18 protein-coding genes are annotated in these 21,333 nt (G+C 48.2%); 12 read left to right on the forward strand and 6 right to left on the reverse strand.

From position 1 onward, the window contains the following. Positions 1 to 78: 78 nt before the first annotated feature. Positions 79 to 609: an RBBP9/YdeN family alpha/beta hydrolase gene (locus tag DXT99_RS06175; protein WP_115564664.1), complete on the forward strand. Its 531-nt coding sequence runs from the start codon at positions 79 to 81 to the stop codon at positions 607 to 609. Positions 610 to 717: 108 nt separating this feature from the next. On the opposite strand, the gene DXT99_RS06180 is transcribed toward DXT99_RS06175, so the two are convergent. From DXT99_RS06180 to fabG, 4 genes are all read right to left on the reverse strand, one after another. Next, positions 718 to 1,392 carry a pseudouridine synthase gene (locus DXT99_RS06180; protein WP_115564665.1) on the reverse strand — a complete coding sequence of 225 codons (675 nt, stop codon included), beginning with the start codon at positions 1,390 to 1,392 and terminating at the stop codon, positions 718 to 720. A 28-nt stretch (positions 1,393 to 1,420) separates the two neighbouring features. Then, a complete protein-coding gene (locus tag DXT99_RS06185; protein WP_115564666.1) occupies positions 1,421 to 2,029 on the reverse strand; it encodes a GNAT family N-acetyltransferase in 609 nt (202 codons plus the stop codon). Between the two features lie 83 nt (positions 2,030 to 2,112). Further along, entirely contained in the window at positions 2,113 to 4,197 is a 2,085-nt protein-coding gene (locus tag DXT99_RS06190; RefSeq protein WP_115564667.1) for a VWA domain-containing protein, read from the reverse strand. Positions 4,198 to 4,497: 300 nt separating this feature from the next. After that, positions 4,498 to 5,244, reverse strand: coding sequence for a 3-oxoacyl-[acyl-carrier-protein] reductase (gene fabG / locus DXT99_RS06195; protein ID WP_115564668.1), 747 nt, complete (start codon positions 5,242 to 5,244; stop codon positions 4,498 to 4,500). Positions 5,245 to 5,617: 373 nt separating this feature from the next. On the opposite strand from fabG, the gene DXT99_RS06200 reads away from it, so the two are divergent. After that, the gene (locus DXT99_RS06200) at positions 5,618 to 6,862 is read left to right on the forward strand and encodes a peptidoglycan DD-metalloendopeptidase family protein (RefSeq protein WP_246000472.1); all 1,245 of its coding nucleotides are present in this window, start codon (positions 5,618 to 5,620) and stop codon (positions 6,860 to 6,862) included. 64 nt (positions 6,863 to 6,926) lie between these two features. Here the strand turns inward: DXT99_RS06200 and DXT99_RS06205 are convergent, their stop codons facing one another. Continuing rightward, positions 6,927 to 7,454: a tetratricopeptide repeat protein gene (locus tag DXT99_RS06205; RefSeq protein ID WP_246000478.1), complete on the reverse strand. Its 528-nt coding sequence runs from the start codon at positions 7,452 to 7,454 to the stop codon at positions 6,927 to 6,929. A 286-nt stretch (positions 7,455 to 7,740) separates the two neighbouring features. Here DXT99_RS06205 and lpdA point away from each other — a divergent pair, with 286 nt between their 5' ends. The 9 genes from lpdA (at position 7,741) to DXT99_RS06250 (ending at position 19,000) form a co-directional block, all read left to right on the forward strand. Continuing rightward, positions 7,741 to 9,135, forward strand: a complete 1,395-nt coding sequence (gene lpdA, locus DXT99_RS06210; protein ID WP_115564671.1) for a dihydrolipoyl dehydrogenase — start codon at positions 7,741 to 7,743, stop codon at positions 9,133 to 9,135. 466 nt (positions 9,136 to 9,601) lie between these two features. Further along, complete coding sequence (locus tag DXT99_RS06215; protein WP_115564672.1) at positions 9,602 to 10,714, forward strand: fatty acid desaturase family protein; 1,113 nt, start codon at positions 9,602 to 9,604, stop codon at positions 10,712 to 10,714. A gap of 185 nt (positions 10,715 to 10,899) precedes the next feature. After that, positions 10,900 to 12,018, forward strand: a complete 1,119-nt coding sequence (locus DXT99_RS06220; RefSeq protein WP_115564673.1) for a fatty acid desaturase family protein — start codon at positions 10,900 to 10,902, stop codon at positions 12,016 to 12,018. A 285-nt stretch (positions 12,019 to 12,303) separates the two neighbouring features. Continuing rightward, complete coding sequence (locus tag DXT99_RS06225; protein WP_115564674.1) at positions 12,304 to 12,825, forward strand: GNAT family N-acetyltransferase; 522 nt, start codon at positions 12,304 to 12,306, stop codon at positions 12,823 to 12,825. Between the two features lie 86 nt (positions 12,826 to 12,911). Further along, entirely contained in the window at positions 12,912 to 13,895 is a 984-nt protein-coding gene (locus DXT99_RS06230) for a YpdA family putative bacillithiol disulfide reductase (protein WP_115564675.1), read from the forward strand. 182 nt (positions 13,896 to 14,077) lie between these two features. Then, a complete protein-coding gene (locus DXT99_RS06235; protein WP_115564676.1) occupies positions 14,078 to 14,722 on the forward strand; it encodes an NAD(P)-dependent oxidoreductase in 645 nt (214 codons plus the stop codon). A 499-nt stretch (positions 14,723 to 15,221) separates the two neighbouring features. Further along, positions 15,222 to 16,550, forward strand: a complete 1,329-nt coding sequence (locus DXT99_RS06240) for a DEAD/DEAH box helicase (RefSeq protein ID WP_115564677.1) — start codon at positions 15,222 to 15,224, stop codon at positions 16,548 to 16,550. Between the two features lie 198 nt (positions 16,551 to 16,748). Continuing rightward, positions 16,749 to 17,855, forward strand: a complete 1,107-nt coding sequence (locus DXT99_RS06245; protein WP_115564678.1) for an AI-2E family transporter — start codon at positions 16,749 to 16,751, stop codon at positions 17,853 to 17,855. A 137-nt stretch (positions 17,856 to 17,992) separates the two neighbouring features. Further along, positions 17,993 to 19,000 (forward strand): MBL fold metallo-hydrolase, encoded by a 1,008-nt coding sequence (locus tag DXT99_RS06250; protein ID WP_115564679.1) that lies wholly within the window; start codon positions 17,993 to 17,995, stop codon positions 18,998 to 19,000. Positions 19,001 to 19,083: 83 nt separating this feature from the next. On the opposite strand, the gene DXT99_RS06255 is transcribed toward DXT99_RS06250, so the two are convergent. After that, complete coding sequence (locus tag DXT99_RS06255; protein ID WP_115564680.1) at positions 19,084 to 20,010, reverse strand: DMT family transporter; 927 nt, start codon at positions 20,008 to 20,010, stop codon at positions 19,084 to 19,086. A 71-nt stretch (positions 20,011 to 20,081) separates the two neighbouring features. Between DXT99_RS06255 and DXT99_RS06260 the strand changes: the two genes are divergently transcribed. Continuing rightward, positions 20,082 to 21,242 (forward strand): AI-2E family transporter, encoded by a 1,161-nt coding sequence (locus DXT99_RS06260; RefSeq protein WP_115564681.1) that lies wholly within the window; start codon positions 20,082 to 20,084, stop codon positions 21,240 to 21,242. Positions 21,243 to 21,333 lie beyond the last annotated feature (91 nt).

Below are 21,333 nucleotides of genomic sequence, written 5' to 3' on the forward strand. Positions count from 1 at the left end.
TGTAGAAGAATAGTAGAACACCCATCGTGATTTTAAAAAAGCTATACTCACTCAATCATCAAGAATAAACAGAAGTATATGACACCGACCATACTTATAGTACCCGGCCTGGGAAGTTCTGGCCCCGAGCATTGGCAAACACTGTGGGGGCAGCAGCACCCGGAATTTGAGCGGGTAGCGCAGCGCGATTGGGACACTCCTGTTTGCAGTGAATGGGTTGCTACACTGGATGAAGCCGTCATGCAGCACGAGCCGGCGCATGTGGTGCTCGTAGCACACAGCCTAGCTTGCGCTACGGTAGCAATCTGGGCGAAGCAATACAGGCGATCCATTAAAGCTGCCTTGCTGGTGGCGCCCGCTGATACCGAAGCCGCAGATTTCCCGGAAGGAACCACAGGTTTCGCACTTATTCCAATGGAGCAGCTTCCGTTTCAGAGTATCGTAGTAGCCAGCACCAACGACCCTTATGTAACTGAAGCGCGTGCCATGCAACTGGCGCAGGCCTGGGGCAGCGAGTTTGTCAGCATCGGGGAAGCCGGGCACATCAATTCCGACTCCGGGTTTGGTGAATGGGAGGAAGGGCTAACCTTGCTGAAGAAGTTATGGTAGCTTTGCGCTGCTTTTATACAGTGAAATCTTCAGGTTGTCTCAACAGTAGGAGAGTTGTATGGGAATTCAAGATATACTTCCCTATCGTTGAGATGACAAATACATATCTCAGTTAATCTGCTTTCTGAAGCCGCTTTGGCCGCCGCGTTTACCTTTGCCACTTCCAGGACCTCTGCCTCTGCTGCCGCCACTGCTGCTGGTTTTTGGGCTGCCTTTGGTGGCGGCTTTTAGCTGCGTTACTTCCTCCGGCGTTAGCTCCCGGTACTCACCGGGCTGCAAACCACCGAGGTTTAAGGGGCCGATAGAGGTACGGATGAGGCGCAGCGTAGGGAAATCAACGGCGGCTGTCATGCGGCGTACCTGCCGGTTCATTCCCTGCGATATCTTTATTTCCAGCCAGGATGTGGGGATGTTCTTCCGGAAACGAACAGGTTTGGATCGCTCCCATACCTGCGGCTCCTCTTCTAAATGCCGTACTTTGGCAGGCGCTGTTTTCGTCTCTTTTATACGCACTCCAAGGCGCAGCCTTGTCAGCGCTTCCTGCGGTGGGATACCCTCCACCTGCACCAGGTATGTTTTCTCTACTTTAAACTGTGGATCGGAGAGGCGGTGCTGCAGCGATTTGTCATCGGTGAGCAACACGAGGCCTTCACTATCATAATCCAGGCGCCCCACAGGATAAATGTCTGCTACTTTCACATAGTCTCTTAGTGTTACGCGGTCTGCTTCGTCTGTGAATTGCGTCAGCACTTCAAACGGCTTATTGAGAATGATGTATTTCAAATCTGAGTAATTGAGTAATAATGTATGTTCATGATGTAGCCTTTGCATCTGAGGCTTCTTGTTTCACCCAGTTGGCCTTGAGTTCTTCGAACTCCGGAAGCAGCAGGGAGAATATTTGAGAGTCCTGTAATTCGCCATTTACCATATAATGGTTCCGGAGATGACCTTCCTTTTTAAATTCATACCGGTTTAGAAGTTGTAGAGACGGTATATTATGCGGCGATACCAGTGCCTCCACCCTGTAAAGGTTCATTTTTTCAAACCCGAAAGAAAGCACCGCTCTCAAGGCTTCTGTCATCAACCCTTTGTTTTTATGCGCCTCGCTTGTTAGGGTATAGCCTATTTCTGCTCTTCTATGTGCCCTTATCCAGGTATGGAAGTCGCAGCGGCCTATTACCTGCCCGTTTTCTTTGTAAAGCAAGTGGAAATGCTTGAATGTAGTGTAATAGGTTGTTGTTCCTTCGTCAAACCTTCTTTTTGCTTCTTTAAACTCCGTATCAGAACTTAAACCGAGGTAGTCCTTAATTTCCCGCTCAGTATAAGCCCTGAAAAGCTGGGCATACATCTTAGGCGTGAGCTCCCTGAGGTACAGTCGCTCTGTTGCCAGTATGGTAGGGGAAAAGTCTATTGTCAGCATCTTTCAATAAGGTTTGTCAACGCTGTGCAAACCAGCAGAAACAATCAACAATTTAACAATCAAGGCATTCAGCAATCAAAGCACTAGTAACTGCCGTTAAATTTCCGCACAAACCACTCGATGCAAACGAATCCTAGCAACAGGAAGAACAGCCATTTCAGGTCTACCAGGTCGCTCAGTTCCTCTGAACTGTAGATAACATCTTTGTGGTCGGAGCTGAGAATGTCCTGCTCCAGTTGCTGCAGCTGGCTCGGGTAATAAAGTTTGGAGTTGGTGTTGCTGGCCAGCTGGTAAAGCAGGGTATGGTCGGCCACGGCATTGAGCGCCTCCAGTTGCAGTTCCTCCACAACGAATTCCCCTTTGTCCTGCTGTTGCTGCCCGTTTATACTTGCCGAAGCAGTATAGGTATAGCGGCCACCTGGCAGGGTGCCAATATTTACGCCCGCCTGGTTTTCGCCGTTGGCAAAGTTAAAACTTTTTGTTTCGTCGTCCTCATTCGTGATTCGGAGCGTGATGTTCTGGCCATAGATAGGTTCCAGCGCCTCGTTATAGGCCTCTGCATTAAAGCGGATTTCGTCGGAGCTGGTATATTCTTCCTGGGTTGGGTATACGTTCAGGCGCTTCTTGTTGCGGGGTGCACTCAGCAGCTGTATCAGGTTCGTGATGAGCTTATCATAAACCTCCGGCTGCTCGTTGTTGGCCGACTCCATGATACGCCATTGCCAGGTGCCGGAGGCGAGAAGGGTGGCGTTGCGACTGTCGCCTGCCGTTTGCACTGCCAATAGCGGCTTATCCGTGCGTACGCGGCCTACCTGTTGGTACAACACTACCTCTGTGTTTGGCGCCAGCCGTACATCCCCAAAAGGAACACTGGCAGGAGGGTACTGCTGCAGCCGATCGCCGGCAGCCTCCGGTAAATTGAACGTGGTAAAGTTCCCACTGACTACAGCCGTTACTTCATCCGACTGCCCACTGGTGCTGATATTCACACCTGCGTTCAGGCGATTATAGTTGTTGAGGTCGCTTTGCGGCCCCAGGATGTAGAGGGCAGGCACCTTTTTCTGGCGCACCAGGTTAAGAGCGGCCTCGCCACCTGGCACGCGTCCGGGCAGTTGGTGCAGTACGGCTACATCGTAGTCCTCCTGTTTTAGCTCTGTGAGGCCGGGTATAAACAGCTCCGTCTCATAGTTCTGGTTTGTTTCAATGGCAGCCCGAATGGCTTTAATGTCCGGGTGCGGAGCGGCGGCGGCCACGAGTACTTTTATCTTTCCCTTCACCACATCAATGTAAGCATGCTTGGTGTTGTTAAGGGTAGTGAATTCTCCTTGCAGCGGCTGTACCTGTACCTCGTAATGGCGCTTTCCCAAGCCACCTGCTAATACCTGAAACGGTACCTGTTGTATAGGTTGCTCCGGTTTCAGGGTAACGTTTTTACGCTCGATGGTTTTGCCATTCTCGCTTAAGGTAACTGTTGCCGCAGTGCCACCGAAACCCTCCTGTTGCAGCTCTACCTCCAGCGGAAAGCGGTTGCCACTGTAGTTTACCTTGTTGTAGCGAAGTGAGGCAATCAGCACGTCTCTCTTTGGGATGGTGTCACCTACTGCCACAGGGTATAGTGTAAAGTTATAATTAGCGTAGCCGGGGGAGATGCCCTGGTTCACGATACCGTCTGATAGCAGCACCACGCCCGCCAGGTTCTGCCCGGTATAATCCTCCTGCACCCCCGATAGCAGTTGGCTCAGGTTAGTTGTCTCGGCACCATAATTTACCTCTGTTATGTTCTGAGGGCTTTGATCCGCCGCCGCCAGTGTACGCACCTCTGTGTTGTAACCTTCATCCTGAAGTCTCTCGCGTATAGCCTGCAGGCCCTGCGTAGCCTGTTGCAGCTGCACAGAGTCAGAGAAAAGCGAGACAGACTGTGAGTTGTCTACCGCAAAAACGATGGTAGGAGGCACCGTGGTGTTGGCTACGTAACGCACCAGCGGCCCCAGTAGCAGAAAGCATAGGAAGCTGACCACCACAAAGCGCAGGGCTGCCAGCATATAGTTAATGGACTTCGGCCACGGCGTACGCTTGCTGTACAGCAACCAGGCGTACAACAGCCCCACCACTATGCAGGCCAGTATCAACCAGGGAGAATAAGTGGTAACAAGTCTGAATGAATTCAATACTTAGAATTATGAATTATAAATGATGAATTATTGAGTGCATGCTGCAGGTGCTTCTGTTTTAGAGCAAATTCACCTACAGGACAACACTTACTGTTGTTGTGTGTTTCTCACCAACAAAACATGTTGGTAAATAACGCTCCAAGGCAGGTTTTAGTAAATTCTGCTACTAAAGATAAAACAAAAAGACCAATGCTACTAACGCAAAAGTCGTAGCATTGGTCTTTCTAATAATTATAAATTACAAATTATTAATTATGAATTACATCATAAGCATGATTCGTAAGGCAGAATTCATTCTTAAGTCAGCATGCCGCCATCTACCTGCAGCACCTGTCCGCTGATGTAGGAAGACTGGTCGGAGGCTAAGAACACTGCCGCGTTGGCTACATCCTCCGGCGAGCCGCCGCGCTTCAGCGGAATTGCCTTTCGCCACTCGTCTACCACTTTCTGGTCCAGATCACCAGTCATTTCTGTTTCTATAAAGCCCGGGGCGATGGCATTGCTTCGGATGTTGCGGGAACCCAGTTCCAGCGCCACAGATTTCGTGAAGCCGATGATACCAGCTTTGGAGGCGGCATAGTTTGCCTGGCCTGCGTTTCCTTTAATGCCTACCACAGACGTAATGTTGATAAGGGAACCGCTCTTGGCGCGCATCATGTGTTTGGTGGCCGCCTTGGTCACGTTGAAAACAGACTTCAGGTTGGTGTTTATTACCGCGTCCCACTGCTCTTCGTTCATGCGCATCAGCAAACCGTCGCGCGTAATGCCGGCGTTGTTCACCACAATGTCCAGCTTGCCGAACTCCTTCACCACGTCCTCTACCAGTTGCTCTGCCTGGGCTGTGTCGGCGGCATCAGATCGGTAGCCTTTCGCTTTGCCACCGTTCGCGGACAGTTCCTGCTCTAAAGCCTGGCCTTTTTCTACACTCGATAGGTAGGTGAACGCTACCTGTGCGCCCATTTCTACAAACTTCTGCGCAATGGCGCGCCCTATTCCTTTGGAGGCTCCGGTTACCAGAGCTACTTTTCCTTCTAATACTTTCATAGGGGCCAAAGTTAGAAAAAAAATAGAATTTAGAAGGCAGTGAATAAAAACCGGGATGTGGATAAGGAAAGTGGCTGGCTTCTAAATGTTTAATCCAGAAATGATGCAGCTGAAAGACTGGATTGGCAGTAGCTTTTATTGCAAACCAGTGCTATATTGGTTTGTCTAAATATATTGTAACATATTTAGAATCTGAATATTGTCTATTGCTATGTTTTTATTTGTAATGGTTTAAGCCTATTTTCGTGTCGATTATTCACCAAAGGTATATGTGATGTTCAATAGCAACAAGGGGCTTGCCACCCTCATCGCTTTATTAGTATTGATTTTTTTTTCGGCGGAATACGCGCTGCAATTCAGTACTGAAAGCCTGATGGCTCAACCACAAGAGGTCCTTCCGGAGTCAGAAATAGAAGAAGAAGTGGAAGAAGAGGAAGAAGAAAAAGGACCTGCCCCTATTGTATATGGAATCCCGACCGATTCTCTTGAGATTGTAGAGGCGGAAATCAAGAGGGGGGAAAGCCTTTCAGAGATTCTTTCACACTACAACATTACACCGGCCCAGGTAGACCAGCTGGCCAAAAAATCAAAAGGCATTTTCAATGTGCGTGGTATTGCCGCCAACCGTAGTTATACCCTTCTTCACGCCTTAGACTCGGCGCAAACGGCGCAGTACTTCATCTATGAGCCAAACAATATAGAGTACATCGTTTACGACCTGCGCTGTGAGATGACCGTGACAAAGGTGGAGCGGGAGATGGAGGTGCTGGAGCGTACACTAGCCGGAGAAATAAAAAGTTCACTCTTTGAGTCTATAGTAGCAGCAGGCGGTTCGCCGCAGTTGGTGAACAAGTTCGCTGATATTTACGCCTGGCGCCTTAACCTGAACCGCATTCAGCCGGGCGATAAGTTTAAACTGATTTATGATGAGAAGGTGGTGAACGGCACCACCATTGGCTTCAGCAACTTGAAAGCAGCCTTTTTTGAACATCGGGGAGAGCCGCTTTACGCCATTGGCTTCGACCAGGGCGACGGCGTCAGCTATTATGACCAGGAAGGGAAAAGTCTGAAGAAAGCTTTCCTGAAAGAGCCTCTGGAGTATAGCCGCATCAGCTCCCGTTTCTCAAAGCGCCGGTTCCACCCGGTACAGAAGCGCTACAAAGCACATTTAGGCACAGACTTCGCTGCCCCGCGCGGTACTCCTATCCGCACGGTGGGCGATGGCGTGGTGCTGGAAGCGCGTTATACCCGTGGCAATGGCTACTATGTAAAAATCAAGCATAACAAGACCTATACCACACAGTACCTGCACATGTCTAAATTCGCGAAGGGAATGCGTGCCGGGAAGCGGGTGAAGCAGGGGCAAACCATTGGCTATGTAGGCAGTACAGGCCTGGCTACAGGGCCGCACCTGTGTTACCGCTTCTGGAAAAACGGCAAGCAGGTGGATGCACTGAGTGCCAAATTACCCCTGGCAAACCCTATCACGAAGAAACACCGTTCTGAATTTGAGGAGATAAAAGAGGAAACGGTGAAAAGAATGGAAGCAATAGAACTGTCCAACGCGAAGCAGGATATGCTGGCAACTAATGAGGCCAAAAAACCGGAGGATGCTTAAGGAGCTTGTTGTGAGTATTTTAGTTTAGGATAAAGGCGCTGTTAAGGCGCCTTTATTGTTCATTTTACTTGCAGTACTTCTTCAAATACACCTCCGCATCTCTTAAACCCAGGGACCTGGCTTTTGCCCAATCGGCGCAGGCACCGGCTTTATCACCTAAGTTATACTTAGGTACGCCGCTGTTGTAGTAGGCCTCGGCATATTTCGCGTTCAGGGAAACAGCCTTTGTGTAGTCGTTGATGGCGCCGCGGTAGTCTTTCAGCCCATAGCGCGTGAGGCCGCGATTGTTGTAGGCCCTGGCATCTTTCGGGTTAAGTTCTATCCCTTCGTTAAAGTCCAGCAGGGCGGCACGGTAGTCTTTCAGGTTATAGCGGGAGAGGCCCCGGCTTAAATAAGCTTTTGTATAGGCAGGCTCTGCTGCAATGGCTTTGTTGAAATCCTGTATAGCATCGTGGTAGTGCTGCAGGCGGTCTTTTACTATTCCTCTGTTAGTGAGCGTAACCGCATGGTTCGGGTCTTGCTTCAGCACCTGGTCGTAATCTTTGATGGCCTCCGCATACCTGGCAGCTTTGAAATTATTGTTCCCATTCACAAAATAGTCTTTGGCTGTGTTTTGAGCGAACGATGAAAAAGAAGCCAGAGAAAGGAGTAAGAGACTTAAAGTTTTTTCATGCGATGCTAGAATTTATGCGTTAAAGCTGCAAAGAACCGCAGATTGGCAGATTTCTGAAAGAGATTTCTAAGTTATATAGTGTTTTCGCTGTATCTTCCCATCCTGTACTTCCTATTATGCCAAAACCGGAGCAGGTAAGACATCGGGTTTTGCAGTATGGGTATTTAAGATTATTTTTGTTCATCAACTTATATAAAAAGAGACTATGGCATCAAAATACGATTTAGTAGTGGTTGGTAGTGGCCCGGGCGGTTATGTGGCAGCAATTCGCGCCTCGCAGCTGGGTATGAAAGTAGGTGTTATCGAGCGCGAGTCGCTGGGTGGTATCTGCTTGAACTGGGGTTGTATCCCGACCAAGGCATTGCTAAAGAGCGCAAGCGTTTTTGAATATATTAACCATGCTGCTGATTACGGCATTACCGTGGGGGATGCTTCTGTAGACTTCGGTGCTGTTATTAAGCGTAGCCGTGGCGTAGCTGACGGTATGAGCAAAGGCATCCAGTTCCTGTTCCGCAAAAACAAGATTGATGCGATAATGGGTACCGGTAAAGTAACGGGCAAAGGAAAAGTAGAGGTAACCAACGCCGACGGTAAAAAGGAAACAATAGAGGCGACAAACATCATTCTGGCAACAGGCGCACGTTCCCGTGAGCTTCCAAACCTGCCTATCGACGGTAAGAAGATCATCGGTTATCGCCAGGCGATGTCGCTTGAGAAGCTTCCTGAGTCGATGGTAGTGGTTGGCTCTGGTGCCATTGGAGTAGAGTTTGCATACTTCTATAACTCCATGGGTACAAAAGTAACCGTGGTGGAGTACCTGCCGAACATTGTACCTGTGGAGGACGAAGAAGTATCCCGACAGCTCGCTAAATCTTTCAAAAAGTCTGGTATCGATATCATGACAGATTCGTCTGTAGAGTCGGTTGATACCAGCGGCAAGCTTTGCAAGGTGAAAGTGAAAACGGCCAAAGGCGAACAGACCCTGGAAGCAGAAATAGTGCTTTCGGCGGTAGGTATCCAGACAAACCTGGAGAACATTGGCATAGAAGAACTCGGCATCAAAGTAGACAAAGGCCGTGTAGTAGTAGATGATTTCTACAAAACGTCAGTAGATGGCATTTACGCGATTGGTGACATCGTTCCTGGTCCGGCACTGGCGCACGTTGCTTCTGCAGAAGGTATCATCTGCGTGGAGAAATTAGCGGGCCATCACCCGGAGCCATTGAACTATGGCAACATCCCGGGCTGTACGTACTGCTCTCCTGAAATCGCCTCTGTTGGTTTAACGGAGAAAGCGGCCCGTGAGCAAGGCCTGGATATCAAAGTTGGCAAGTTCCCGTTCTCTGCGTCTGGTAAGGCCAGTGCAGGAGGTGTGAAAGACGGCTTTGTAAAAGTTATTTTCGATGCCAAATACGGTGAGTTCTTAGGAGCCCACATGATTGGCGCGAACGTGACGGAAATGATTGCAGAGGTAGTTGTTTCGCGCAAGCTGGAGACGACTGGTCACGAAATCATCAAGTCGGTGCACCCGCACCCGACTATGAGCGAGGCCATTATGGAAGCGGCAGCAGCAGCTTACGATGAGGTAATCCACCTGTAGGAGTTTATACAGCAATGTTTAAAAGAGGCTGGTCGAAAATTCGACCAGCCTCTTTTTTGTTTTAGCAGTTTAGGACTGATGCTTTATTTGTCTGTATTTATAGTACTTATACTCTTCCGAAATATAAACAACATTGCCTGGCACGAGCCCCGGGTTTGATGCTTTCTGTGGGGCTAACAGGACAATAGTAACCCGAAAATTGCTTTAGAGAGGATATTTTTTTATTTGATGCAATTCTGTACTACTATTTATATGATGCCAGAATTATACGAACTTTAAGCGTGATACGTATTATTAGGTAACTGTAAGTGAGGTTTATCAGTATTAGTTACTAATTTTGTCCTCCTAATAGGGACTATTTCTGAACTTATCGCTAGCTGTATTCCTTTTACTATAGTACCCGCAATTCACCCTTTTGCTCTTTCAGCTCTGTGTGAGTTCATTATCTGTCACACAAATTCCCTGTATGAAGTTAAAAGGCAAAATAAAATTCGTACCCAAAGATAAAAATCTTTTTTTCGCGACTTTACGCAAAAGAGTAGATGCCTACTTTGTCCAAAACAACATTTCTAAAACTGCCAACACCGCGATGGTGGTGAAGAGCGTAGTGCTGCTACTCTGTTATATAGTTCCTTTTATTGCCATTCTAGTTTTTCAGCCAGAACTCTCCGTGAGCTTGCTGCTTTGGTTTGTAATGGGTTTAGGGGTGGCAGGCATTGGCATGAGTGTGATGCATGATGCCAACCACGGCGCATTTTCGGGCAGCAAAAGAGTGAACTTTCTGATGGGGCACACCCTCAACCTGGTAGGTGGCTCTGCCTTTAACTGGAAGTTGCAGCACAATATCCTGCACCATACTTACACCAATGTGGTGGAGATGGATGAGGATATACAGGACAGGCTGGTGTTACGTTTCTCTCCCCACTCAAAAGTAAAGTTTTTTCATCAACTGCAGTGGGTGTATGCGTTCGTTTTTTACGGGCTATTAACGCTATACTGGGTAATTGCAAAAGACTTTGTGCAGTATGGCCTCTTTATTAAGAATGGTGTAAACGCAAACACCGCCTCTGAAAACAGGAAATGGCTCCTGAAGCTCATCACCATGAAGGTGCTATACTTCTTCGTAATGTTTGCGGTGCCTACGCTGTTCTTCGGAATTCCGTTTATGCAGGTGCTGCTGGGCTTTCTGCTGATGCACTTTGTTGCGGGCATTATACTTACGGTGGTGTTTCAGCTGGCGCATACCGTGGAGGGCACCAGCCACCCGAGGCCGGATGAGAACGGCAACATCGAGAACGACTGGGCCATTCACCAGATGAATACGACTGTCAATTTTTCGCGCCACAACAAGTTGTTGTCGTGGTATGTAGGGGGCCTTAACTTTCAGGTGGAGCATCATCTTTTCCCGCGTGTCTGCCATGTGCATTATCCGGCCATTGCAGAAATCGTCAAAGAAACAGCAGCGGAGTTTGATATACCTTATCTCGAGAATGAAACGTTTGGGCAGGCCGTGCGCTCACACATCGCCACGCTATACCGCTTCGGCAGGCTGCCTGATATGAACGAGGCAATTGGCTGATTCGAAACTTAATGCAACAGTGGAAGCTGCATTTCGCTGTTTAAATAAACAAATGGGACTGGATGCTGTTTGCATATTTCAGACAGTTTTTCATCTGCATTTTATTACCAGCATACCGGGCATTTCCTCCGGAGAACCTGTTTCTCTAAGGATGCATCCGTTTTATAAATTATCAAGCATATCAAATGAAGTTAAAAGGCAAAGTTAAATTCGTCAACAAAGACAAAAGCCTGTTTTTTCCCACGCTGCGCAAACGTGTAGACGCTTATTTCAAAGAAAACAACTTACCCAAGTCAGGTAATTATAACATATTAACCAAGAGTATTATACTCCTCTTAATCTATCTGGTGCCCTTTGCACTGCTGCTTGCCTTTACACCCGGCCTGGGTATTAGCCTAGGGCTGTGGTTTATCATGGGAATAGGTGTAGCAGGTGTGGCGATGAGCGTGATGCACGACGCCAACCACGGCGCTTTCTCTAAAAGCAAAACGATAAATTACCTGATGGCACACTCTGTGAACCTGTTAGGTGGTTCTGCCTTTAACTGGAGGCTGCAGCATAACATTCTGCACCATACTTATACTAATGTGGTGGAGATGGACGAGGATATAGACGACATGGTGTTCATGCGTTTCTCACCGCACACCAACATGAGGTTCTACCATAAGCTGCAGTGGGTGTATGCGTTTATGTTTTATGGCCTGCTCACACTGTATTGGGTAGTTCTGAAAGACTTTGTACAGTTTTTCCAGTTTATAAGGAATGGTGTGAACGCGAATTCTAAAGCACAGAACAGAGTGGCTTTTATGAAGATTGTGGCGTTTAAGGTGCTGTATTTCTTCTCTATTCTGGTGGCTCCGACGCTTTTGTTTGGTATTCCTTTCCTGGAGGTGCTACTTGGTTTTCTGCTGATGCACTTTGTGGCTGGCGTTATCCTTTCTACTGTGTTCCAGCTGGCGCATACAGTGGAGGGCACAAGTTATCCATTGCCTAATGAGAGTGGTGTCATCGAGAATGACTGGGCTATCCACCAGCTGAATACAACGGCTAACTTCGCCCGTAAGAGCAAACTGCTCTCCTGGTACGTAGGTGGCCTTAATTTTCAGGTGGAGCACCACCTGTTCCCGCGTATCTGCCACGTGCATTATCCGGCTATTGCAGAAATCGTTAAAGAAACTACTGCTGAGTATGGCATCCCTTACCTGGAAAGTGAAACGCTCGCGCAGGCAATACGCTCTCATGTAAACACCCTGCACCGCTTTGGCAGATTGCAGTTGCCCAACCTGAACGAGGTAATGGCATAAGCGACAGCATTAATATTTTTAAAACGGCGGAAAGTTAATTTTCCGCCGTTTTTGCTTTACGCGGCATACTTTGCTTGACTTATGTTCTCTTAGCGTGTTGCCTGTAACAGAGTTATTGGCACCAGACGCTCGCAGGAGCTGCGCACGCTGCGAGGTCTTTTGAGTTGGCTGCTTCACTAATCCTGTTCATCAAAAGAATCCCGTAAATCCTGGGGGTAGGGGCCCTCGATATGATTCTGACAATGGGGTGCTTTTAAGTACTTTTGTGAAAAGCAGCTGAATTATATGAACAAACTCAAAATCACCCCCTGCACAGCAGCAGATTTACATACGCTCCAGGACATCGCCATTAACGCCTACGGCGACCATTACCTTTACCTCTGGTATGATGGAGGCATGTGGTACATTGACAAAAGCTTCGGCGAAGCTGCCCTCAAAAAAGAATTGGAAGACCCGAACGCCGCTCTTTTTCTGATTTACACTGAGAAGGAATTGGTTGGTTTCCTGAAGCTGAATATAGATAAAGCCTTAGAAGGTGAGAGCGCAGAAGAGAGCCTGGAGTTGGAAAAAATTTACCTCACCAAAGCCGCATCGGGGAAAGGTATAGGCCGGCAGGTGGTGGACTTTGCGGTAGCTTTTGCCCGAGAAAAAAACAAGCGCCTTGTCTGGCTGAAAGCGATGGACAGCAGCAAATCAGTGAATTTTTATGAGCAGAACGGCTTTAAGAAGTGTGGCACCTATACCCTGGACTTCTCTGAAATGAAGCCGGAGTACCGTGGTATGTACATCATGAAGCGGGAGCTTTAGCTAGCACTACCAGTACTTTGAACCTCGCAAGGCTAATCATGTTGTAAACTTTACGTATAACACAAGCTTATCAAGCACAAGCAGCATTGGACACATCAACACTAGACATACTGATTATCGGAGCCGGCCCAATTGGACTGGCCTGCGGACTGGAAGCGCAAAAGGCGGGGCTCAGCTACCTGATAATTGAAAAAGGCACCCTTGTTAATTCGCTTTACAATTACCCCCTGAACATGACCTTTTTCTCCACTTCTGAAAAGCTGGAGATTGGGGGGATTCCATTTGTCTCTGTTCATCCGAAGCCTAACCGGATGGAGGCGATGGAGTATTACCGCCGTGTAGCTGATTCCCAAAACCTGAACGTGCACCTTTTTGAGGGAGTAGAGCATATGGAGTCGGAGGGGGAGGCATACCGTATCCGGACGAGCAAGGGGGAATATGTTGCCCGGCACGTAATCATCGCAGTGGGCTTTTACGGTATCCCGAATATGCTAAACATACCGGGAGAGGAACTGCCCAAGGTGCGCCATTACTATCTCGATCCGCATTATTATTATCGGCAGAAGGTGGTGGTGGTAGGGGCTAATAACTCATCGGCAGATGCTGCCCTGGAAACCTGGCGCAAGGGGGCCGAAGTAACGATGGTGGTACGCCAGCCGGAGTTGGGACGCATAAAATACTGGACAAAACCCGACCTGGAGAACCGCATCAAGGAAGGCTCTATAAAATGCTATTTCTCCTCCAGCCTCACCGAGATTAGAGAGCGGGAAGTGGACATTCAGACACCAGAGGGCAAAGTCACCATAGAAAATGATTTTGTGCTGGCCATGACCGGCTATCAGCCCGACTTTAGCTTTTTACAAAAGATTGGAGTTAAGCTGTCGGAAGATGAAAAGCGCTACCCGCAGTATGACACCGAGAGCATGGAAACGAACCTACCGAACGTTTATTTAGCCGGTGTAATTTGCGGCGGCATGGATACGCACGTGTGGTTTATTGAAAATTCACGCGAGCACGCCATTAAAATTGTGAAGCATATTGCCCGGGAGCAGGATGTGGAGAAGGCTTAGCCTGTTAAGCTTCAAAGTTATTGCTGCCTGATAGCTTCCCTTTCTGTTGCAACTTTGTACTCCATTATAAGTTTAAATAGACACTGGCATAACGAAGTTCTGTCTGCCAGAGCATCAGCAGGCAGTTCGGCGACTATGCTGCAATCTTTTTGTCATGATATTTACCTTATAACGCGTACAATATGAAAATTGCCATTATAGGAGCCAGCGGCAACATCGGCTCCAGAATTACACAGGAAGCATTAACCAGAGGCCATGACGTAACAGCCATTGTAAGGCACCCGGAGAAGGTGGCGAAAGAGAGCGTGAGCCTCGAAGTAAAGCAGGGTGATGTAGAAGACGTGGAGCAGACAGCTGCCCTGATAAAAGGCCATGACGCCCTGGTGGTATCCCACAGCCCGGGCTGGGGACCTGATACAGATTTTCACAAGTATGTGGAGGTAGCAGAGAAGGTGCTGCAAGCAGCGAAAAAAGCAGGGGTGAAACGTGTGCTGAACGTGGGGGGCGCAGGAAGCCTTTACACAGAGGGTGGCGTACAACTGGTAGACACGCCTGATTTTCCGGAGGCCTGGAAAGGAGGAGCATTGGCTCAGCGCGATTCCCTGAAGGTATACCAGGAAGAACAGGAACTGGACTGGACTTTTTTTAGCCCTGCCATCATTATTGAGCCAGGGGAGCGCACCGGCAAGTTCCGCTACGACACAGAGAACCCGGTAACGAATGAAAGAGGCGAAAGCAAAATTTCAAGACAAGACTTTGCCGTAGCCGTGTTAGATGAACTGGAGGACCCACAGTTCATCCGCCAACGCTTCACCATCGGCTATTAAATTTGCTTTATAGGGCAGCGACGGCTTTTGGTGCTGCTCGGAAACAGGACGAGAGCAGGTATGCTTTTTAACTGACGTTACTTACAGTCCCAGAGGGACGACATGTTAATAGATAACATTTTCAACACTTACGAGCTCCAGCGGAGCGGCCTGTTACCATAACTTTAAAAGGCATCTCCGCTGGAGCTCGTAAGTTTTTTAACAACCATCTATCTACACACAGGTGGTACGCCGGGACTAATACTACATTTCATCAGCCTAAGACCCAGTTTAGGATGCACTCTGAAAAAGATATATAGGAAGTGACACCTTATCGACGTACCTTTGGATTCTTCAGCTGCTATTAGAACTATATTGCTCTTTTATAAGTTGATGTAATAACACAGGTCGGGAATGGCCAAGAGACTGCTACAGCCTCGCATTATAAATCAGATTCCGGCCATCTCACCGCTAAGGTAGCACATATGGTGCTGCGCGGTTTCTTTTGAAAAACCAATTAATGACATTCGAGAATTTAAATTTGATAGAGCCTATCCTTAAAGCTCTTAAAACAGAAGGATATACCCAACCAACACCCATCCAGGAAAAATCAATTCCGCTTATACTTCAGAAAAGAGACCTTTTAGGATGTGCCCAGACAGGAACCGGTAAAACGGCGGCCTTCTCTATTCCAATTTTGCAGTTGCTTTCTGAAAACAAAGCCCAGCAGGATAGAGGCCCACGCAAGATCAGAGCAATGATTCTGACGCCAACCCGTGAACTAGCCCTGCAGATTGCCGACAGCCTGACCTCTTATGGCAGACATACCGGCCTGAAAAATACAGTGATTTTCGGTGGTGTGTCGCAGCGTGCGCAGACAGATGCATTGCGTGCCGGTGTTGATATACTGGTAGCCACTCCAGGCCGTTTACTCGACCTGATGGCACAGAAGTACGTGCACCTGAACAACATTGAGATGTTTGTGCTGGACGAAGCAGACCGCATGCTCGACATGGGCTTTGTGAATGATGTACGGAAGGTGCTGAAAGTATTGCCTGAGAAAAAGCAGTCGTTGTTTTTCTCGGCTACGATGGCGCCTGAAATCCTGAAGCTGGCGAACACTATTCTGGTGGACCCTGCGCAGGTAGAGGTTACACCGGTGTCGTCTACTGCCAACACTATCAAGCAGGCGGTATACTATGTAAAGAAATCAGACAAGAAAAATTTATTGCTTCACCTGTTGAAAGATGGTGAAATAGACCGTGCCCTTGTGTTTACCCGCACCAAGCATGGTGCTGACAGGGTAGCCAAAGACATGAGCAAAGCCGGTGTGCAGGCAGAGGCGATTCACGGAAATAAGTCGCAGAATGCGCGTGTGCGTGCCCTTGATAACTTCAAGAAAAGCCAGACGCGTGTATTGGTGGCAACGGACATCGCAGCCCGTGGTATTGATGTGGACGACCTGTCGCATGTAATTAACTACGAATTGCCGAACGAGCCGGAAACTTACGTGCACCGCATTGGCCGTACAGGCCGTGCCGGAGCAAGTGGTGTGGCCCTGTCGTTTTGTGATGCCGAAGAAACATCCTACCTGGTAAGTATTCAGAAGCTGATTTCTAAGTCGGTGCCAGTGATTGATAACCATCCGTACCCAATGACGGCGAAGGATTTTGCCGAGGCAGCCAGCACAGTAGCGCAGAAAAAGCGTGGTGGTGGTAACGGTGGCAGAAGAACCGGAGGTTCAAATGCAGGCAGAAGTGGCGGCGCAGGTTCACCGAGGCCAGCCAGCAGTAATAACGGCGGCGGTAATACACGCTGGGGAAATAAGCCAAAAGTAAGAAGCATCTAATGATTGAATTATAAAATGGAAATCCTGCCGGTATAGCACCGGCAGGATTTTTTGTTTTCAGTAGCAGGGCTTGCAGGATGAGAAAATTAGCCCGAGTATGGCTGTAGCTTGTAGTTTTAAAACTAAACCTCAAATTATCGTATGAAGGGTAATTGCTTATAATTGCCCTGCAAAATTCAGAGACGACGTTTGAATGATATGAACTACAGCAAACTCAAACAGATAAATGCCATACTCCTTTGTCTGATAGCTGTGTTTGCCATTCTTTATGTTGGAGCTGATTTTTTAGTCGCTTTTACCTTCGCTATTTTCATCACCATGCTCATGATTCCGGTAGCGGACAAACTGGAGGAGTGGGGAATAGGAAGAACACTGGCCTCCCTTATCAGTACCTTCATTGTCTTTGCTGTAGTAAGTGGGCTTTCCTACCTGATGTTCTTTCAGCTAAGGAATCTTGCCGATGATTTGCCTGATATCCGGAACGAGTCGGAGCAGCTCTTGTCGCGGCTGCAAGGTTTCGTGTCTTCCATAACCGGGATTTCTCGTCAGGAGCAGGTGCAGTTTCTGCAGCAACGCTCAGATGACTTACTCGGCGCACTGGAGACTGAAGTGACGCAATTTCTCGGCAATTTTCTGGAGACTTTCCTGAAGTTTCTCCTGGTGCTGATATACATGTTCCTCCTTCTTTTATATCGGGACCGGTTTGCAGATGTGGTGCTGATGTATACGTCAGGAGAGAAGGAGGAGAAGGCAAAAAGTGTGCTATCAAAAACCAGCCATGTAGCACATCAATACCTCTGGGGGCGTATTAAAGTAATGGCCCTGCTGGCGATCATGTACATCATCGCTTTTATCGCCTTCGACATCCGCTATCCTGTTTTACTGACTGCTTTTGGGGCTCTGGTGACCATCATACCGTATATAGGGCCGCTTGTAAGTGGGATTTTACCTGTTTTCGTGGCCATACTTTATATTGAAGATCCAACTGTTCTTCTGCTGTTTGCTTTAACTGTGCTGGTTATACAGTTGATTGAAAGCTATGTTTTTGAGCCTGTTATTATTGGGTCAGAGGTACAGCTTAATCCCTTAACCGTTATTATTGCCATCATCATCGGTAACATGGTCTGGGGTTTGCCCGGCATGATCCTTTTTGTACCCATCTTCGCCATTTTCAAAATTCTTTCAGATAGAGTGAATAGCCTAAGGCCTGTCGGCTACCTAATCGGCACCAGTAAATCCGGGTCAGGGATCGGTTTGATTGATAGGGCGAAGGATTTTTTTAAAAACATTGTGAAAAGCAAATAACATACTTGGGTAATGGCTTGTGGAAGTAGGTAGACCATGTAAAATAGGCGAGTTACCTAACCGCGAAAAAAGCCGGCAAAACCGAAATATAATAAATCAAGTATATTGAGCTGGTAAAGAAGAAAACCAGACATATCATGAGAAGACCACAGCAGGCAGCCGCCTCCCGCTATGAAAATGGCAAATTCCTGAATACATCCCTCACGAAAGTACTTCAGAAAGAAAACATGCTGAACACCCTGCAGCGGTATGCCAAACGCTCGAAAGGAGCTGCTAAACCTCCCTTCAAGGTACCTGTACATTATCTGGCATCTGCTGATTTTGAGCGGGAGCCGTCAGAACAACTGCGGGTGAACTGGCTTGGGCACGCCTCTCTGATACTCGAACTGGGCAAGCGCCGCTATCTCATCGACCCTGTACTGAGTGAGCGTGCTTCTCCTGTGCCATTTGCAGGGCCAAAGCGCATCCATCCTGCACCCTTAACGGCAGTAGACATTCACAACGTTGATGCCGTTATTATCTCCCACGACCATTACGACCATCTCGACTACCACACCATCCATGCGCTTCGCGACAAAGTGCCGCTATTTTATGTGCCGCTGAAAGTGAAGAAGCTGCTGGTAGACTGGGGGGTGCCGCCGCTGAATATTGTGGAACTGGACTGGTGGCAGCAGGTGCAGGATGGCGACAACCTACTAGTCGCCACACCCGCTCGTCACTTCTCTGGCAGGTGGCTCTTTGACCGTAACAGTACGCTTTGGGTATCGTGGTGCATTGTTGGTAAAAATGAGCGTGTGTTTTACAGTGGAGATTCCGGACCTATGCAGGAGTTTACGGATATAGGAGCAGCCTACGGCCCATTCGACCTTACCATTATGCCTATCGGTGCCTATGACGTTAACTGGGCAGACATCCACACGAACTCTGAAGAGGCAGTACAGGCACACCATCAGGTGCAAGGTAAAAGACTATTGCCTGTGCACTGGGCTACCTTCGACCTGGCTATTCACCGTTGGGGAGAACCGATAGAGCGTTTACACCAGGCGGCTGCCCTGCAGGGGGTGCCCATTCTTGTGCCGGAAGTAGGGCAGTGGGTAAACAATGCGAGTAGCTTTATCAGCAGAGTATGGTGGAAAGGGAGGTAAAGTATGCAGCACGATACATGTATCAGGTAGCACGACAATAAACTTTTGGCATGCTGCTGAAACAAGTGAATAGTTACAGAATACTATGCCTGTTCACTTGCCTCAGAGATGGGCGCCTCTTTGCCTACATTCTGCCGTGTGCGGCTTACGAGGTATACCCCTGAAAAAATAAGCAACGCATACAGGCCTTTCTGTAGCGTAAACTCATCTTTCCCAAAGCCTGTGGCAATCAGGATAGCCAGCACCGGTTGCAGGTAAATATAAGCACCCACCAAAGAGGGGTTGGCATAGCGCAGGGCCCAGGTGTTTAGCAGGTAAGCCAGTATGGTAACCGCTAACACCATAAACACGATAGCAAGCCAGATAGAGGTGGGGAAGGAACCATAATCCGGCGTAAGGAGCTGGTGCCAGCCAAAAGGCACCACGATAACAGCCCCCACCGCAAAAATACGGCTGACAATGGTAACAGCCTTGTACTTCTGCATCAGTGGTTTTACAAGCACGAGGTACATACCAAAGGAGACAGCATTCAGGATAATCAGCAAATCACCAAAAATATTTCCAGATACACTTTCGCTGCGTGAAGTATTAATGAGGAGCAGGGCACCCAGGCAAGCCAGTACAATGCCGCTCACCTTGCGAAAACTGACACTTTCTCTCAGTAGTATCGCCGAGAAGAGGAGCACTGCCACCGGGCTGATCACCATCAGCAGGGCAGCATTAATAGGCACTGTTAAGTTAAGGCCGGCAAAAAAGCAGAGTTGATTTATGGCAATACCCGTTACACCACAGGCAATAGAACGCAGGTTATCGGCCCGTCCCACGATTTTCTCCTTCACCACCATCCTCGAAAATATACCGAAGAACAGCGCCGCTGACACTACCCGGATGACTATCAGCCCAAAAGGGCCAACATAAAAAGGCATTACTTCTTTGGCGATGCTGTAGTTGCTCCCATAAATAAGCGCCACCAGAAAGAGCGCCGCATGCACCTGCACTTGTTTACTCATGGCGCAAAGGTAAGTGCTTATTTCTTTTGTATCGTATAAGAGGCAGTACTTACAGCTTAACCTTACCAAATATGAATTACAAGAATGATTTGCCGCTTACAGTCAGGAGGGCAATCGAATTAATGGGTGTGTTTTTTCTGGGATGGATCATTGTGCTGGGCAGAGACTTGCTGGCCCCACTGCTGATGGCCTTTTTCCTGAGTATTATGCTGCTGCCGCTCTACCGGTTTTTCAGGAGAAAAAAGTTTCCGGAAACGGTTGCTATCGGCACCACCTTGCTGGCACTGGTGCTGGTGGTGGGGCTTATTGTCTGGTTCTTCTCGTTTCAAATCAGAAACCTGATATCAGATTTTCCTGTTATTCAGGCAAATGTCACGCAACATCTACTTTCCCTTAGTGCCTGGGTAGAGGAAATTTCGCCGGTGTCAACAGAAGAGCAGACAAGCTTTATCAGCGAACAAAGCAGCAGGATTCTGGGCTATCTCGGTAATATGCTCAGCGGGGCTGCCCTTTCCATTACGGGTATGTTTGTTTTCCTGGGTTTAGTGCCCATTTATATATTCCTGTTGCTTTTCTACAAGAACCTCCTGCTGCGCTTTGTGTTTTTCTGGTTCCCTGAAGACCAACACAATAACGTGGAGGAGACGATGCGGGAGATGGAAGTTATCATTAAAAGTTACCTCTTTGGCCTCTTAATCCAGGTAACATATATGACAGTGCTGCTGGGCGGTATCCTGATGATTATCGGCATCAAACATGCCTTGCTGATTGGAGTAATATTCGCTTTTCTGAACCTGATACCTTATGTAGGCGCTCTGCTTGGTAACATTATCGGTGTGCTACTGACGCTTGCTTCCTCCTCTGAGTTGTGGCCTATTCTCACGGTGCTGGGCGTGATAGCAGCCGTACAATTTCTGGACAACAATATTCTGATGCCGCGCGTTGTGGGGTCAAAAGTGAGAATAAATGCTCTGGCAACCATTGTGGGTGTGATAGTGGGCGGTGAAATTGCGGGGGTAATCGGCATGTTCCTGTCGCTGCCGATTATTGCAGTGCTTAAGGTAATCTTCGACAGAACAGAGAAGTTTAAGCAGTGGGCAATTCTGTTAGGCGACGAAAGACCGTCTGAAAGCCCCATGCATGAACCTGCGCTGCGCGAGGATAATGAGCTTGTGGAGCGGCAACTGGAAGAGGAAAACGATATAGAACCAACGAGAAAGCGGGGAAGATAAGCTCTAATCAAAAAGCGCAGCTGGTACCATCAGTACCAGCTGCGCTTTTTGATGAACTCCAGCGGAAACTATCTCTCCGAGAGCTGAGTGT

This window comes from Pontibacter diazotrophicus (assembly GCF_003367245.1).
GTDB classification, from domain to species: domain Bacteria; phylum Bacteroidota; class Bacteroidia; order Cytophagales; family Hymenobacteraceae; genus Pontibacter; species Pontibacter diazotrophicus.